The 15,427-nt window shown below is 75.9% G+C and carries 11 protein-coding genes; 5 read left to right on the forward strand and 6 right to left on the reverse strand.

Annotated elements, in window-relative coordinates; all coding sequences use genetic code 11:
* Nucleotides 1-12 precede the first annotated feature (12 nt).
* The gene (locus C7M71_RS11405) at nt 13-771 is read left to right on the forward strand and encodes a hypothetical protein (RefSeq protein WP_111493283.1); all 759 of its coding nucleotides are present in this window, start codon (nt 13-15) and stop codon (nt 769-771) included.
* 171 nt (nt 772-942) lie between these two features.
* Here C7M71_RS11405 and C7M71_RS11410 read toward each other — a convergent pair whose 3' ends face one another.
* Nucleotides 943-2,406 (reverse strand): cell division protein PerM, encoded by a 1,464-nt coding sequence (locus C7M71_RS11410; protein WP_114914323.1) that lies wholly within the window; start codon nt 2,404-2,406, stop codon nt 943-945.
* A 149-nt stretch (nt 2,407-2,555) separates the two neighbouring features.
* Here C7M71_RS11410 and C7M71_RS30605 point away from each other — a divergent pair, with 149 nt between their 5' ends.
* On the forward strand, nt 2,556-3,695 hold the full coding sequence (locus C7M71_RS30605; protein WP_111492872.1) for a SigE family RNA polymerase sigma factor: 1,140 nt from the start codon (nt 2,556-2,558) through the stop codon (nt 3,693-3,695).
* Between the two features lie 42 nt (nt 3,696-3,737).
* Here the strand turns inward: C7M71_RS30605 and sucD are convergent, their stop codons facing one another.
* Together sucD and sucC are read right to left on the reverse strand one after the other, a co-directional pair.
* Complete coding sequence (gene sucD, locus C7M71_RS11415) at nt 3,738-4,622, reverse strand: succinate--CoA ligase subunit alpha (protein ID WP_111492871.1); 885 nt, start codon at nt 4,620-4,622, stop codon at nt 3,738-3,740.
* 16 nt (nt 4,623-4,638) lie between these two features.
* Nucleotides 4,639-5,814 (reverse strand): ADP-forming succinate--CoA ligase subunit beta, encoded by a 1,176-nt coding sequence (gene sucC / locus C7M71_RS11420; protein ID WP_111492870.1) that lies wholly within the window; start codon nt 5,812-5,814, stop codon nt 4,639-4,641.
* Nucleotides 5,815-6,191: 377 nt separating this feature from the next.
* On the opposite strand from sucC, the gene C7M71_RS11425 reads away from it, so the two are divergent.
* Entirely contained in the window at nt 6,192-6,740 is a 549-nt protein-coding gene (locus tag C7M71_RS11425) for an ATP-binding protein (protein WP_162824218.1), read from the forward strand.
* On the opposite strand, the gene C7M71_RS11430 is transcribed toward C7M71_RS11425, so the two are convergent.
* The 3 genes from C7M71_RS11430 to C7M71_RS11440 form a co-directional block, all read right to left on the reverse strand.
* A complete protein-coding gene (locus C7M71_RS11430; RefSeq protein ID WP_111492868.1) occupies nt 6,741-7,943 on the reverse strand; it encodes a VWA domain-containing protein in 1,203 nt (400 codons plus the stop codon).
* A gap of 547 nt (nt 7,944-8,490) precedes the next feature.
* Nucleotides 8,491-10,905, reverse strand: a complete 2,415-nt coding sequence (locus tag C7M71_RS11435; RefSeq protein WP_111492867.1) for a DUF5682 family protein — start codon at nt 10,903-10,905, stop codon at nt 8,491-8,493.
* The gene (locus C7M71_RS11440; RefSeq protein WP_111492866.1) at nt 10,906-12,027 is read right to left on the reverse strand and encodes an ATP-binding protein; all 1,122 of its coding nucleotides are present in this window, start codon (nt 12,025-12,027) and stop codon (nt 10,906-10,908) included. It abuts the gene before it with no gap.
* A 256-nt stretch (nt 12,028-12,283) separates the two neighbouring features.
* Between C7M71_RS11440 and C7M71_RS11445 the strand changes: the two genes are divergently transcribed.
* Entirely contained in the window at nt 12,284-13,654 is a 1,371-nt protein-coding gene (locus tag C7M71_RS11445) for an SWIM zinc finger family protein (protein ID WP_114914324.1), read from the forward strand.
* A gap of 55 nt (nt 13,655-13,709) precedes the next feature.
* Nucleotides 13,710-15,383 (forward strand): DUF5691 domain-containing protein, encoded by a 1,674-nt coding sequence (locus tag C7M71_RS11450; RefSeq protein WP_407675889.1) that lies wholly within the window; start codon nt 13,710-13,712, stop codon nt 15,381-15,383.
* Nucleotides 15,384-15,427: the final 44 nt, after the last annotated feature.

Genomic DNA, 15,427 nt, shown 5'->3' on the forward strand with positions numbered 1-15,427 from the left:
GACGGACGACTGATGAGCAGCGGCAACAGCACAGGCGAGCGCGACCCCTTCGCGCCGCCGCCGGCGGATGCCCCCGACCGGCCCTGGCAGCCGCGTGCGCCCCAGCCGCCCGCCGGCGGGCCCCAGGGCACCCAGTCCCCCGGTGACGGCGGCCGACCGGACGACGGCTCCCCGCAGGGCCGCCCGCCGGTACCCCCGCCGCACCCCTGGAGCCCCGGCTGGCAGGGCCGCCCGCCCGGCAGCCCCTACCCTCCGGGCGGGCCCCAGCAGCGCTACGACCCCACCGACCCCGTCCAGCGCCGCGCGCGCTATGCGCTGCTGGCCGGCATGTGGGGCCTCTTCTTCATGATCTTCAGCCTGCCGTATGTGGGGCTGCTGCTGGGCGCGCTCGCCTTGTACTGGGGCATCAGCGCCCTGCGCGGCACCGCCAAGGACCCGGCGGCCGCCGCCGGCCAGTCCGAGCCGCAGCAACAGCAGCAACAACGGATCGGCCAGACCGCGCCTCCGCCCCCCGCCGGACAGCGGCCGGTACCCCTGCCGCCGCCCGGCTGGGCCCACTCCCGCCCGCCCCGCCCACAGGTCCCGGCGGCCCTGGGCGGGCTGGTCACCGGCGGCGTGGCCCTCGCCATGGTCGCGGCGTCGTGGGCGGTGCAGCTGACGCACAAGGACTACTACGACTGCGTGTCCGATGCGCTCACCCAGAAGGCGGAACACAGCTGTAGCACGCTGATCCCCGACTGGCTCCAGAAGTACAACGGCGTGGGCAGCTGACGTCTCCCCCGGGCGCCGCCGGGGTGGGGCGCACCGGGGACACCGTCACCCCTTCAGCCGACCGGCGACCACGCGGCGGCGCCGCCCCGGAACCGCGCCGGCAGGGCGAGGCGACAGGCGGGCGCGGCACCGGGCCTCCGGGGTGAGGCATGGGGCGGTAGGCGGGCGCCGTCATTCCTCCAAGGGGTCGGCGACCGGGTGACGGCGCCAACGGCCCGCCGAGAGATCCCGGAGCCGCGCGAGCAGGCCGAGGCGCGGGGTGACTGTCGGGGCAGAGCGGGAACGGAGCAGGAACCGGACGACCAATGTGCCGGGTACGCCGGTCGCAGCACTCCAGGCCGCTGCCGCCAGGCCCGACTGCCACGGCCGGGGTCCCAGTGAGGCCAGCCGGTCGGTGCCCAGCGCTCCGCCGGAGGCGGCGGCGCAGGCGGCCAGCGCGAAGCCGGTGGCCAGCGCTGCGGCGACCGCCGCGACGGCGGTGGCCGTCGGGTGCCAGCGGTCGCGGGCCGCCGCCCGGCCCAGGACGGCGGCCAGGGCCGCTCCGGCCAGCGGCGGCAGCGCCAGCGCCACGAGGCCGAGCGGGATGGCGCCGCCGGGGGCGTCGGGGTCGGGCAGAGCCGCGAGCAGGGGAAGGACCGGGGTGTCACCGAGTACCGTGCCGTGCGGCGCGACGGTGGAGCCGGTGCCCAGGGTGAAGCCCGGGCCGAGGGCGTACGCGCTGGCCCACACCACGGCGTCCGGGTAGAGGGCGAGGCAGAGCAGCAGCAGGCCGATCTGGCCGGGGACGTCGGGGGCGAGGGCCAGCACGGTGCGTCCGGCGGCGTTGCCGTGCATCAGCAGGGCGATGCCGAACACCACCGCCCCCACCCCCAGCAGGGCAGCCCAGGCGGCTGCCGCCGCGCGCAGCACCGGGGAGAGCGCGTCCGGGGGGAAGGCCCAGGCGGGCAGCCGCCGGGCGGTCCGCTGCCCGGACGGTTCCCCGTACGGGTTCAGCAGGGCCCGTAGGCGCAGCAGCGGCGACGGGTGCGGCGGCCCAGGGCGGGCAGCCGAGCGGAGCCCGGCGGCGGCGCCGATGACCGCCACGACGGTGGCAGCCCCCAGCGCCGGCAGCGGGCGGGCGCGCAGCACACCGTTGCCGGAGGCCAGGGCCACCGCGACAGCCGCCGCCGTGGTGTAGCCGACGCTCACGGCGAGCAGGGCGGCGGCGAGTCCCCGGACCGGGAGCGGCCCGCCGGAGGGGTCGCCTTGGGCGGTACGGAGCGCCCGGCCGGTGTACTTCCCGGCGCGGTGCAGCAGGACGAGTACGGCGGCGGTGAGCAGCAGGGGGGCGATGCCCACGGGGGCGGTCGCGGCGGCGGGACCGGAACCGGTGACGCGGACGAGGTCGGCCCCATGGGCGAGCAGCCAGAGGCAGGCCGCCAGGTGGAGGGAGCCGACGGCGCCGTTCTGGATGTACGGGGAGACGATCCACAGCAGCAGAAGGGGCACGGCGGTCAGCGCCAGGCCGGCCAGTGCGGCGGCGACTCCGGCGGCGAGGCCGATGGTGACGACCGGGGCGACCGGGGCCTCGGGCGGGTCGGCGGCCTCGGACGCCTGATGGAGGGCCGGTGCCCGGGAGCCGATCAGGTGGGTCATGTCCGACCATGCTGGCAGGATCAGGTGTTTTGCGTGGCGAAGCGTGGAATGGTCGACGTGTCGCAGATCATATGCCTATGCGTACTTCTCCGACCCCTCCGCCGACATGGGAGGAACCGCCCGAAGGCACCCCGCCCGGCGGGTGGTCGATGACCGCGTTGCGCGAGGCGGTGCGGAATCACCGGACCGACGAGGACCGGGACGACTTCGACGAGCTGTACGGCACCGCCGCCGAACCACTGGCCCAGCAGGCGTTTCTGCTCACCGGGGATCCCGATCGCGCGGTGGCGTGCGTGCAGCGTGCGTTCGCGGCGGCCTGGGGCAACTGGCCCGAGGTGGCGGCCGACCCGGAACCGGGACGGTGGGTACGGACGGCGGTGTACGCGGACGCCCTCTCCCCCTGGCGTGGACGCCTGCCGCGCCGCCGCCCGCGCGGCGGTGGTGGTGGACCGGCGGAGAGTGGCCGGGCAGGAGCCGAAGCGGCAGGGGGTGGCCGGGCAGGGGACGGCCCGGCCGAGGGTGAGCTGGTAGAGGGCAGCCAGGAGGAAGGCGAGCGGGCGGAGAACGGCCAGGCAGAGGGCGAACCGGCGGAGAGCGGCCAGGCAGAGGGCGCGGCAGCAGACAGCCAGGCGGGGGTTGGCCTGGCGGAGGGTGAGCTGGCACAGGGTGAGCTGACGGAGGGCGAGCCGACCGGGGGCGGCCAGGCGGGGGGTGAGCCGGCCGGTGAGGTCGGTGGGGTGGAGGTCGGCCGGGTGGAGGCGGGGCGGGCGGTGGTGGCGGCGGTGCGGCGGCTGCCGCGTGCGCAGCGGGCCGCGCTGGTGCTGCATGTGGTGGCCGAGCTGGACGCGGCGGCGATTGCCGTGGAGGCGGAGGCCAGCACCCCGGCCACCCAGGGCCGGATCGCGGCGGCGCGGACCGCGCTGGCCCATGCGCTGGGCGAGGGGGACCCGGACGCGGAGGGGTTCGACATCCGGCTGGGCGCGCTGCTGCGCGGCGCCGCGCTGGACGGCTGCCGGTCGGTGTCGTACGCCCCGGCCGAGGAGGTGCGGCGGCAGGGCGCCGTCCGTACCTGGGCCGTCACCGGCACGGCCGGGCTGCTGGTGGTGATGATCGCGGGTGCGGCGGCGGCGACGGCGCTGGGCATCGGGCCGTCCCGCATCCTGGGGGACCACGGCCGCAGGGCCGACCCGTCGCCGACCTGCACCTCCGTGACCGGGGAACCCTGCGGCCAGGGCGCGGGCACCGACGCGGACGCGGACGCGCCGAGGGCGCCCCACCCGGGACCCTGAGGTCCGGGCGGGGCGCCCTCGGTCGGACGTGCTGCCGCCTGCTCAGCCCTGGATGAGCTGGCGGGCGAGGCGGGCGGTCTCGGACGGGGTCTTGCCGACCTTCACGCCCGCGGCCTCCAGCGCCTCCTTCTTGGCCTGCGCGGTGCCGGAGGAGCCGGAGACGATGGCGCCGGCGTGGCCCATGGTCTTGCCCTCGGGCGCGGTGAAGCCCGCCACGTAGCCGACGACCGGCTTGGTGATGTGCTCCTTGATGTACGCCGCCGCGCGCTCCTCCGCGTCGCCGCCGATCTCGCCGATCATCACGATCAGGTCGGTGTCGGGGTCGTCCTGGAACGCCTGGAGGGCGTCGATGTGGGTGGTGCCGATGATCGGGTCGCCGCCGATGCCCACCGCCGAGGAGAAGCCGATGTCGCTCAGCTCGTACATCATCTGGTAGGTCAGGGTGCCCGACTTGGACACCAGACCGATGCGGCCGGCCGAGGTGATGTCGGCCGGGATGATGCCGGCGTTGGACTGTCCGGGGCTGATCAGGCCGGGGCAGTTGGGGCCGATGACGCGGGTCTTGTTGCCCTTGGCGCCGGCGTGGGCCCAGAAGACGGCGGTGTCGTGCACCGGCACGCCCTCGGTGATCACCACGGCGAGCGGGATCTCGGCGTCGATCGCCTCGATGACCGCGTCCTTGGTGAACTTCGCCGGGACGAAGATGACCGTGACGTCCGCGTCGGTGGCCTCCATGGCCTCCTTGACGGTGCCGAAGACCGGTACGTCGGTGCCGTCCACGTCCACGGTGGTACCGGCCTTGCGCGGGTTCACACCGCCGACGACGTTGGTGCCGGAGGCGAGCATGCGGCGGGTGTGCTTCATGCCCTCGGAGCCGGTCATCCCCTGGACGATGACCTTGCTGTCCTTGGTGAGGAAGATAGCCATGAGTCGACCGTGTCCCTTACTTCGCAGCCGCGAGCTCGGCGGCCTTGTCGGCCGCTCCGTCCATGGTGTCCACCTGCTGCACCAGCGGGTGGTTCGCGTCGGTCAGGATCTGCCGACCGAGCTCCGCGTTGTTGCCGTCCAGGCGGACGACCAGCGGCTTGGTGACGTCCTCACCCTTGGACTTCAGCAGCTCCAGGGCCTGCACGATGCCGTTGGCCACGGCGTCGCAGGCGGTGATGCCACCGAAGACGTTGACGAACACGGAGCGGACGTCCGGGTCGCCGAGGATGATCTCCAGGCCATTGGCCATGACCTCGGCAGAGGCGCCGCCGCCGATGTCGAGGAAGTTGGCGGGCTTGACCCCACCGTGCGCCTCACCGGCGTAGGCGACCACGTCCAGGGTGGACATGACCAGACCGGCGCCGTTGCCGATGATGCCGACCTCGCCGTCGAGCTTGACGTAGTTGAGGCCCTTGGCCTTGGCGGCGGCCTCCAGCGGGTTGGCCGCGGCCTTGTCCTCCAGCGCCTCGTGCTCGGGCTGGCGGAAGTCGGCGTTGGCGTCCAGGGACACCTTGCCGTCCAGGGCGATGATCTTGCCGTCGCCGGACTTGATCAGCGGGTTGACCTCGACCAGCAGGGCGTCCTCGGCGATGAAGACCTTCCACAGCTGCTGGAGGACATCGGCGACCTGGTCGGCGATCTCGGCCGGGAACTTGGCGGCGGCCACGATCTCGGCGGCCTTCTCCGGGGTGCAGCCCTCGGTGGCGTCGACCGGGACCTTGGCGAGCGCGGACGGGTTGTTGACCGCGACCTCCTCGATCTCCACGCCGCCTTCGACCGAGGCCATCGCCAGGAAGGTGCGGTTGCTCCGGTCCAGCAGGAAGGAGACGTAGTACTCGTCGGCGATGTCGGCGGTGGCCGCCAGCATCACCTTGTGGACCGTGTGGCCCTTGATGTCCATACCGAGGATCTGGCCGGCCTTGGCCACCGCGTCCTCGGGGTCGGAGGCCAGCTTCACGCCGCCGGCCTTGCCACGGCCGCCGGTCTTGACCTGCGCCTTGACGACGGCGCGGCCGCCGAAGCGCTCGGCAACGGCGCGCGCGGCCTCCGGGGTGTCGATGACTTCACCGTCCAGCACCGGTACACCGTGCTTGGCGAAGAGGTCCCTCGCCTGGTACTCGAACAGGTCCACGCGCGTCCGTCCTTGTTCGTGATCGCGGTTGTGTGTCTGTGAGCGTGCCGCCGCGAGGTCGTCGCTGTGGTCCTGGTGACGGGAGGGGTACGCAGGGAAAGCCTTGCGTCCACCCCGCCTCTCCTGCGCACACGTCGGCCGAGCACGCGGCATGTCCGTCTTGCAGGCTATCCCCGTGCGACAGGGACGTCTCAACCGGAGGGGCCTCTACCTTGGTGAGAACCATCACAACGGCGCGCACGGCAGGTCATGCGCCCTGGGGCGCACCCGGAAACCCCCACAGGGCCGACAAGTCCTTCATGCAGCTTGCTTTTGGCAGCCTGCTCCGGAACTGTGGATCGGGTAATCAATTCGTTACTCAGCGTAGTGGACGCCCGATGCACAGCGCACGCCACCGCGCCCGGAGCCGGGCTGCGGTCAAGGACCCCGACCCCGACCCCGACCGTGATCCCGACGCCGTGCCCCCGGGCAGGCGGGACCGGGTCGCCGCGCTGCGTGCGGCGCGCTCGGTCTGGCCGATGGACCGCCAGGCGGCGGCCACCCTGCCCGGCGGACCGGAGTCCGTCTCCACCGCCCGGCGCTTCCTCCGGATCACCGCGGCCATGTGGCGGTTGGGCGGCGAACTGGTCGACGACGCCGAGCTGTGCATCTCGGAACTGGTCGGCAACGCCGTCACCCACACCGACAGCCGCCGGGTGCACTGCCGCATCTGGAGCGCCCGGCAGATGCTCTTCCTGGAGGTGGACGACGAGGGCCGGGGGCGGCTGCCCGACGTCGCGCCCGCCAAGGAGGAGGACGAGCACGGCCGGGGGATGATGCTGGTCGAGAGCTTCGCCGAGGCATGGGGCACCGCGCCCCGCCCCGGGCTCTCCGGGAAGACGGTCTGGGCCGCGCTCCCGATGCCTGCGGCGCTGGGCATCTCCTGATCACCCCGGGTCGGGTACGGGCAGCGGCCGTCGCTCCAGGGCCGCCGCCATGATCTCGGGGAAGAGGTCGGGGGTGCAGGCGAACGCGGGCGCACCCAGGGCGGCCAGCGCTGCGGCATGGTCGCGGTCATAGGCGGGGGCACCCTCGTCGGAGAGCGCCAGCAGTGCCACGAACTGCACCCCCGCCGACTTCATGGCGGCGACCCGGCGCAGCATCCCGTCCCGGACGCCGCCCTCGTAGAGGTCGCTGATCAGGACGACCACGGTGTCGGCGGGGCGGGTGATCCGCGACTGGCAGTAGCCGAGCGCCCGGTTGATGTCGGTGCCGCCGCCCAGCCGGGTGGCGAACAGCACGTCCACCGGATCGGTGAGCTGCTCGGTGAGGTCCACCACCGAGGTGTCGAAGACCACCAGCCGGGTGCTGAGCGACGGCATCGAGGACAGGACCGCGCCGAAGACGGCGGAGTGGACCACCGAGGGGGCCATCGAGCCGGACTGGTCGATGCAGAGGATCACGTCCTTTCTCACAGCGCGCCGGGCGCGGGCGTAGCCGATCAGCCGCTCGGGGACGACGGTGCCGCCGCCGGGCCGGTCGTCGGAGGGCGGCAGGTAGTGCTTGAGGTTGGCGCGGACGGTGCGGTCCCAGTCGATGTCGCGGTGGCGCGGGCGGGCGGTACGGACGCTGCGGTCGAGTGCACCGCCGACGGCGGCCCGGGTGCGGTCGGCGAGACGGCGCTCCAGGTCCGCCACGACCTTGCCGACCACGGCCCGAGCGGTCTCCCGGGTGGTCTCGGGGAGGGCATGGCGCAGCGACAGCAGGGTGCCCACCAGGTGCACGTCCGGCTCGACGGCGGCCAGCATCTCGGGCTCCAGCAGCAGCCGGGAGAGGCCGAGCCGCTCGATGGCGTCCTGCTGCATCAGCTGCACCACGGAGGTGGGGAAGTACTCCCGGATGTCGCCCAGCCAGCGGGCCACCTGCGGGGCGGAGCCACCGAGACCGGCGCTGCGGGCGCCCCCCCGATCGGCGGCGGGGGCCTGGCCGTCGCCGCCGCTGCGGTAGAGGGCGGCCAGCGCCCGGTCCATGGCGGCGTCCCGGCCGCCGAGTCGGCAGCCGGTGCCGTCCTGCTCACCGCCGAGGACCAGTCGCCAGCGCCGCAGGCGGTCGTCCTCGGAGGCGGTCGGGGGTGCGGTGGGCGAGGTCATCGGAAAGGTGTCCTCTCGGCAGTAGGGACGGTGGAGGCCGGGATACCGCTGCTCATCGGGCGAGGCGAAGGAAACGGGTGGTGGGTCGGTGGGCGCGGGCGGCGGCGAGACTCGGCCGGGGCGGGCGGGGACGGGCCGAAGGCCGGTGAGGGACGCGGGAGGACGTGGGGGACGGGCCGGACGCCGGTGGAGGCGGGCGGCGGCGAGTCACAGGGTGGGGCAGGCGGGGACGGAGGCGGCCGGTCGCGTCACGGGGGTGGGTCGGTGGGCGCGGGCGGCGAGACTCGGCCGGGGCGGGCGGGGACGGGCCGGAGGCCGGTGGGGGACGTGGGAGGACGTGGGGGACGGGCCGGACGCCGGTGGAGGCGGACGACGGCGAGTCACAGGGTGGGGCAGGCAGGGACGGGGGCGGCCGGTCGCATCACGGGGGTGGGTCGGTGGAGGCGGGCGGCGGCGAGACTCGGCCGGGGCGAGCTGAGGGTGGGGTGGCCAGGTCGCGGTGCCGCTGGTCGAGACACGGGGCCGATGGGCGCGGGCGGCGGCGAGTTCATCGGGTGGGGGGTGGGGCGGGGAGGCCGAGGAGGAGGGTGAGGGTGGGGAGGGTGGCGTCGGCGCGGGTGAGGTCGGGGTGGGTGGCGAAGCCGGGCGTGGTGGGTGCGGCGGAGGGTATCGGGGTGCCGCCGGGGCGGGCCGCTGCACGGACCCGTTCCCCGACCGTGCGGCGCACCCCCGCCTCGAAGCCGGAGAAGGTGCGGCGGAGCAGCGGCAGCACCTCGGTGAAGGCATCGGCGGGTACGGCGGTGAGCCAGCCGTCCAGAAGGTCGAGCAGCCGGTCGTCGTGGACCAGCAGCATCCCGCCGCCGGACAGGAACCCCTCGGCCCAGCCGGCGGCGTCGGCGGGCCCGGCCGTGGTGGAGAGGGCGAGCCGCATCCGCCGGGCGGCCTCCTCGGTGGAGAGCCGGCCGTCGTCCAGCAGCAGCCGCACCGCGCGACCGCGCAGCAGGCCGGGGACGCCAGTGGCGAGGCTGCCGGCGGGCTCCCGCCGGGCCAGTGCGTGCAGGGTGGCCGCCCAGCGGTCGCGGACGGTGTCCGGGCCGGTCTCGGCGGCGCCCCCGAGCAGGGCGACCGCTCCGTGTACGGCATCGAGGTGGACGCGCATGGCGGCGGCCCCCTCGGCGTCCAGCCCGGTGCAGGCCGGTGGCAGCCCGACGCAGACCCGGACCGCCAGCCCCTCGGCGACGCCGCGCAGCGCCCCGGCGTCGGTGCCCCGGACGTCGCCGTAGCGCAGCGACCGCACCAGCGCGGGCAGGGCCTCCGCCAGGTGGGATACGTCGGTGTCCAGGGCGGCCCGGTCGGCGAGCACCCGCATCACGGTGGGCAGGGCGTCCGGCAGGTCGGCGAGCAGGCAGGTCTCGGCGAGCGCGGTGAGGTCGGCGAGGGCGGTCGCATGTACGGCGCCGTCCCGGGCCCGGGCGGTGGCGGCGGCCTCCACGGTGGTGCCCCAGGCGGCGGCCTCGACGATGCGTACGGCCAGTTCGGGGTCCCACCGCAGGCGCCAGGTCTCGCGGAAGGTGCCGGTCCCGGCGGTGGTGGACCGGGCCGGGGCGCCCCAGGGGATGCCGAGCAGCCGCAGCCGGTGCAGCAGGCGGCTGCGGGCCGCGTCGGTCTCCTTCCGCAGGTCCAGGTCGAGGTCGCGCTCGGCGGGGTCGGGTCGGAGGCGGAGGGAGCGCTGCCACCGGGCGAGGTCGCGTTGCAGCGGTACGGCGGGGGCGGTGTCGGGCACCTCGCCGAGGGCGTCGCCGACCACCAGGCGGTCGTGGACCAGCGCCAGGGCCGTCTCCGAGCCGTCGCCAAGCACGGCGCGGACGGCGTCGAGCGTCTCGGTGAGGCCGGCCAGCGGTCGGCCGCGCATCGCGGCCAGCGCCTCGGCGAGCCGCACGGCCTCGATGACATGGGCGGAGGAGACCGGGTGGTCCGCCTCGCGGAGCAGGCCGGCGGCGCGGGTCAGCCAGCGGGCGACGGGCCGGTCGGGGGCGGTGAAGAGGTGGTGGTACCAGCCGGGTGAGTCGACACCGGCGCCGTAGCCGGTCTGCTGGGCGAGGCGGCGGTGCGTCCAGGGCACCCAGGTGATCTCGGTCCTGGGCTTGCGAGGGAGGGTTTTGAGCAGTTCGCGGTCCTGGGCGGCGGACGGCATCCGTTCCAGGGCGGGGACGTGCCAGGCGCCGCAGACGACGGCGATCCGGGTGTGGCCGGACCGGTGGGCCGCCCGGATCTGCTGCCGCATATACGCCTCACGCAGTGCGTCGTCGCGGAGGCCATCGGGGCCGGGGGCGCCGTCCGCCGGGGCCCGGTCGCGTAGGGCGGCCATGGCGTCGGCGACGGCCCGGAAGGGGGCCAGCGGGTCGCCCTCCGCGCCGCGCTCCCGGGGTAGGCGGTGTTCCACGACGTCCTCCCACCACCGCTCGGGGTCGTCGTGCCCGGCCGCATGGGCCAGCGCGGCGATGGGGTCGAGGACCGCGGGGTCGCCCGGGTCCGCGGGGTCGGCGGAGGAACCGGGCGGGGTGCTCCCCTGTGACCCCCCGGCCGGTTCCTCCGCCGCCTCCCGCTCCCCCTGCTCCCGTGCGGCGGCCAGGGCGAAGCCCTGGGCCGCCGGGAGGTCGATGAAGCGGACCGGCGTGGCCCGCTCCACCGCGTACCGGATGGCCACCCACTCCGGGGAGAACGACGCGAACGGCCAGAAGGCGGCCCGCGCCGGGTCGTCCACCACATGGGCCAGCAGCGCGACCGGCGGCACCATCTCCTTCTCCCCGGCCAGCGCCACGATCGCGTCGGCCTCCGGCGGCCCCTCGATCAGCACCGCATCGGGCTCCAGCCAGGCCAGTGTGGCGGCCACGGCGCGGGCCGAGCCCGGCCCGTGGTGCCGTACGCCGAGCACGGTGGCCCGGGGGGTGGTGGCGGGCATTCAGCTCACCTCCCGGCAGGCGCGGTAGAAGTCCTTCCAGCCGTCGCGCTCGCGCACCACGCTCTCCAGGTACTCCTGCCACACCACCCGGTCGCCTGCCGGGTCGCGGACCACCGCGCCGAGGATGCCGGCGGCAACGTCCCCGGAGCGCAGTACGCCGTCGCCGAAGTGGGCGGCGAGTGCGATACCGCTGGTCACCACGGAGATCGCCTCGGCCGTGGAGAGGGTGCCGGTGGGCGACTTGACCTTGGTGCGGCCGTCGGCGGTGACGCCGTCCCGCAGCTCCCGGAAGACGGTGACCACCCGTCGGATCTCCTCGGCGCCGTCCGGCAGGTCGGGCAGGTCGAGGGAGCGGCCGAGCTGGCGGACCCGCCGGGTGACGATGTCCACCTCGTCCTCCATCGAGGCGGGCAACGGCAGTACCACCGTGTTGAACCGGCGGCGAAGTGCGCTGGAGAGCTCGTTGACCCCCCGGTCGCGGTCGTTGGCGGTGGCTATCAGGTTGAAGCCGCGCACCGCCTGGGTCTCCCCGCCCAACTCCGGGACCGGCAGGGTCTTCTCGGAGAGGATGGTGATCAGGCTGTCCTGCACATCCGCCGGGATGCGGGTGAGCTCCTCGACCCGCGCGACCTTGCCGTCCGCCATGGCGCGCATCACCGGGGACGGCACCAGGGCGTCCCGGCTGGGGCCGTGGGCCAGCAGCTGGGCGTAGTTCCACCCGTAGCGGACGGCCTCCTCCGGGGTGCCCGCCGTGCCCTGCACCAGCAGGGTGGAGTCGCCACTGACGGCGGCGGCCAGATGCTCCGACACCCAGGTTTTGGCGGTGCCGGGCACTCCGAGCAGCAGCAGCGCCCGGTCGGTGGCCAGGGTGGTCACCGCGACCTCGACGATGCGGCGCGGGCCGACGTACTTGGGGCTGATCACGGTGCCGTCCGGCAGCGCGCCGCCCAGCAGATAGGTGGCCACGGCCCACGGCGACAGCCGCCAGCGCTCGGGGCGCGGCCGGTCGTCCTGTGCGGCCAGAGCGGCCAACTCGCCGGCGAAGGCGTCCTCGGCATGGGGGCGCAGCACCTCGGCGGTACCGGCGGCGGTCGTCGGCCCGGCGTGCGTGGTCGAGGTCAACGGGGCTCCTTCCAGCGGGCCGCCGGGCACACCTGTGGCAGGGCACCCGCAGCGGCGGTTGAGTCGGGGAGCATCGGCAGAGCAGATGGGAGGCAGAAGGCAGACAGAGGGCAGGCAGAAGGCAGGCAGAGGGCAGTCCACGGTCAGGCCCGGCAGCTCCGGCCTGCGAGATCCACCATGCACCACACCACTGACAACGCCCCCGGACAGGCGTCGGCCGGGGGCGTTGTCAGTGGTGGCCCCTACGGTCGAGGGCATGTCGGTGACTTCGAACGACGTGCGGTGGACGGCGGACCAGGTGCTGGCACTGGCCCCTGACGCCGCATCGCGCAAGGCTGCGGCCAAGCTGGCCTCCCCCGCGCCCTGGAGCGGGGCGGGCACCGGGGACGGCGCGGTGTGGGGGGAGTGCAGGGGCAGCGGGAGCGCCGTGTACCGGACGGCGGTGGAGCTCGCGGCGCCCGCGTACTCCTGCACCTGCCCCAGCCGGAAGTTCCCCTGCAAGCACGCCCTGGGCCTGCTGCTGCGGTGGGCGGCCGGCCCAGAGTCGGTGCCCGCCGCGGCCGAGCCCGCAGGCTGGGCCGCGTCCTGGCTGACCGCCCGCCGGGAGCGCGCCGAGCAGCGCGACGCCACCCGCGCCGCAGCCCCGGCCGCCGACCCCGAGGCGGCGCGGCGCCGCGCCGAGCGGCGGGCGGCCCGGGTCGCCGAGGGGGCGGCGGAGCTGCGCCTGCGGCTCGCCGACCGGCTGCGCGGCGGCCTGGCCGGGGAGGAGCGGGCGGGCTACGGCGCCTGGGACGACGTGGCCGCCCGGATGGTCGACGCGCAGGCGCCCGGGCTGGCCTCGCTGGCCCGGGAGCTCGCCACGGTGCCCGGCTCCGGCCCCGGCTGGCCGGCCCGGCTGCTGGAGCAGTACGCCCTGCTGGACCTGCTCGCCGCCGCCTATGGACGGGTGGACCGGCTGCCGGAGCCGCTCGCGGCGACCGTCCGCGCCCGGGTCGGCTTCACCATGGAGGGCTCGGAGGTGCTGCGCGCCGGTCCGGCGGTCCGCGACCGCTGGCTGGTACTGGGCGTCCGCGACACGGCCGACGACCGGCTGACCACCCGTCGGCTCTGGCTGCGCGGCGCCGGTACGGGCCGCACGGCCCTGCTGCTCTCCTTCGGGCGGCCCGGTCGGGCGCCCGACCTCGCCCTGCCGACCGGCCTGGCGGTGGAGGCCGACCTGGCGTACCACCCCGGCGTACGGCCGCTGCGCGCGGTGCTCGGCCCGGACCGGCTGCCCGCTGCTCCCGCACCGCCCGAGGAGGCCGTGCCGCCGGGCGTCACCGTGGACCGGGCGCTGGCCGAGTACGGTGCCGCGCTGGCCGAGGAACCATGGCTGGACTCCTGGCCCGTGGTGCTCGCCGGGGTGGTGCCGGTCCCCGCCCCGGACGGCTGGCGGCTGGTGGACGGCGACGGCGGCGAGCAGGTGCCGGTGCACCGGCAGGGCTCGGCGGCGGGGGCCGGGCTGTGGCGGCTGGCCGCCGTCTCCGGCGGGCGGCCGGTGACGGTCTTCGGCGAGTGCGGACACCGGGGCTTCAGCCCGGTCACGGTCTGGGACGCCGACGGGACCGCGATCGGGCTCTGCCCATGACCACCGCACCTGCCCACCCGCCCAACCGCCCGCCCGTCGAAGGGAGACCCCGCCGATGACCCCGCCGATGACCCCGCCGATGACCGCACCGCAGACCCAGCAGACTGGGCAGACCCAGCAGGCCGACGCATGGGAGGCGCTGGTGGCCACCGCGCTGCTGGGGACGGACCGGCGGCCGGTGCCCGGCCTCACCGGCACCCCCGCCCTGGCCGGGGCCGCCGCAGCCGTCGACCGCTCCGACCCGGCCGCCGCGCTGCTCGCGGTGGCCGCGCTCAGCACGGTGCACCGCCGGGCGGGACTGCGGCCCGCCACCGCGCCCGCGCCCGCGTCCGCGCCGCCGAATCCGACACCCGAGCCGGCCTCGGACGACCCCCGTCCGCCGCTGCCCGAGCCGGCCCGGCGGCGGCTCGGGATGCTGCTCGCCGACCGCAGCGCCTCGGCGGCTGCGGCGGCCACAGCAGGCACGGCGGCCAACCTCGCCGAGCTGCTGCCGCAGTGGCTCGGCGCGGCCCGCGCCCGGGGCTTCCGAGCGCCCGCGCCACTGCTGCCCGCACTGCTGGACGCCGCCCGGGCCCGCAGCGAGCTGCGGCCGGACGCGGTGGCGCTGGCCGGTCCGCTGGGCCGCTGGCTGGCGGAGCGGAACCCCGACTGGCGGTTTGTGCTCCGGACGGTTCCGGAGGCCACGGCAGCGGACGGCGGGCAGCCGCCGGACGGCGACGCCATCTGGCACGAGGGGCTGTTCGCCGAGCGGGTCACCCATCTCACCCGGCTGCGCCGCCGCGATCCGGCGGCCGCCCTGGATCTGCTGCGCTCCACCTGGTCCACCGAGCGAGCCGAGGACCGGCTGCTCTTCCTGGACGCCCTCCAGGAGCGGCTGACCGCAGCCGACGAGCCGTTTCTGGAGGCGGCACTCGGCGACCGCAGCAAGAACGTCCGGCTGACCGCCGCCGAGCTGCTGTCCACGCTGCCCGGTTCGGCGCTGGCCGCCCGCATGGCCGACCGGGCCAGGGCCGCCGTCCGACTGCGGCGCGGCCCCACCGGGGAGGTCTTCGCGGTCGAGCCGCCCGCCGTCTGCGACGAGGCGATGCAGCGGGACGGCATCGCCCTCACCTCACCCACCGGGCGGGGTGAGCGGGCCTGGTGGCTGGGCGAGATCCTGGCCGCCGCACCGCTCTCCCTCTGGACCCGCGAGACCGGCCGCAGCCCGGAGCTGCTGCTGACGCTGCCGGTCGCCGACGGCTGGGGCGACGACCTGCGGGAGGCATGGGCCCGGGCTGCGGTGCGGCAGCACGACGCGGGCTGGGCGCGGGCGCTGCTGGGGCCGCCGCCCCGGCCGGGCGGCCGGGGCGGGGGTCGTGCCTCGGGTGCTCCGGCGAAGCTGCTGGCGGTGCTGGAGCCGGAGGAGCGGGCCGCCTGGACGGCGGCGTTCGTGGAGGTCCACGGGTTGGGCGAGGCGTTCCAGATGCTGGGTGCCTGCGCGGTGCCATGGTCGCCCCGGCTGGGCGCGGCAGTGGTCGGCGCGCTGGAGCGGGCGGCCGGTTCCGGGGCCTATCCGTGGAGCCACAGCGGGGTGCTGGGCATGGCCGAGCGCGCCCTGGCCCCGGAGGACGCGGACCGGGTGGCGGCGCTGGCCTCGGCGGCGGAGGGCGGCGCGGCATGGACCGAGACCTTCACCCGGCTGGCCGGGACCCTGCGCTTCCGCGCGGCGATGCTCGCCGAACTCGGCTGACCGGCGCCCGCCGGGCACCGGCAGCCGATCCGACAGCTGGTCCG

Source organism: Peterkaempfera bronchialis, from assembly GCF_003258605.2.
GTDB classification, from domain to species: domain Bacteria; phylum Actinomycetota; class Actinomycetes; order Streptomycetales; family Streptomycetaceae; genus Peterkaempfera; species Peterkaempfera bronchialis.

Excerpts from the sequence above, each read along its gene's own strand:
- C7M71_RS11410 (WP_114914323.1), bottom strand. The coding sequence starts at position 2,406 with ATGACCCACCTGATCGGCTCCCGGGCACCGGCCCTCCATCAGGCGTCC.
- sucD (WP_111492871.1), bottom strand. The coding sequence starts at position 4,622 with ATGGCTATCTTCCTCACCAAGGACAGCAAGGTCATCGTCCAGGGGATG.
- C7M71_RS11405 (WP_111493283.1), top strand. The coding sequence starts at position 13 with ATGAGCAGCGGCAACAGCACAGGCGAGCGCGACCCCTTCGCGCCGCCG.
- C7M71_RS11445 (WP_114914324.1), top strand. The coding sequence starts at position 12,284 with ATGTCGGTGACTTCGAACGACGTGCGGTGGACGGCGGACCAGGTGCTG.
- C7M71_RS11430 (WP_111492868.1), bottom strand. The coding sequence starts at position 7,943 with ATGACCTCGCCCACCGCACCCCCGACCGCCTCCGAGGACGACCGCCTG.
- C7M71_RS11450 (WP_407675889.1), top strand. The coding sequence starts at position 13,710 with ATGACCCCGCCGATGACCCCGCCGATGACCGCACCGCAGACCCAGCAG.
- C7M71_RS11435 (WP_111492867.1), bottom strand. The coding sequence starts at position 10,905 with ATGCCCGCCACCACCCCCCGGGCCACCGTGCTCGGCGTACGGCACCAC.
- C7M71_RS11425 (WP_162824218.1), top strand. The coding sequence starts at position 6,192 with ATGCACAGCGCACGCCACCGCGCCCGGAGCCGGGCTGCGGTCAAGGAC.
- C7M71_RS30605 (WP_111492872.1), top strand. The coding sequence starts at position 2,556 with ATGACCGCGTTGCGCGAGGCGGTGCGGAATCACCGGACCGACGAGGAC.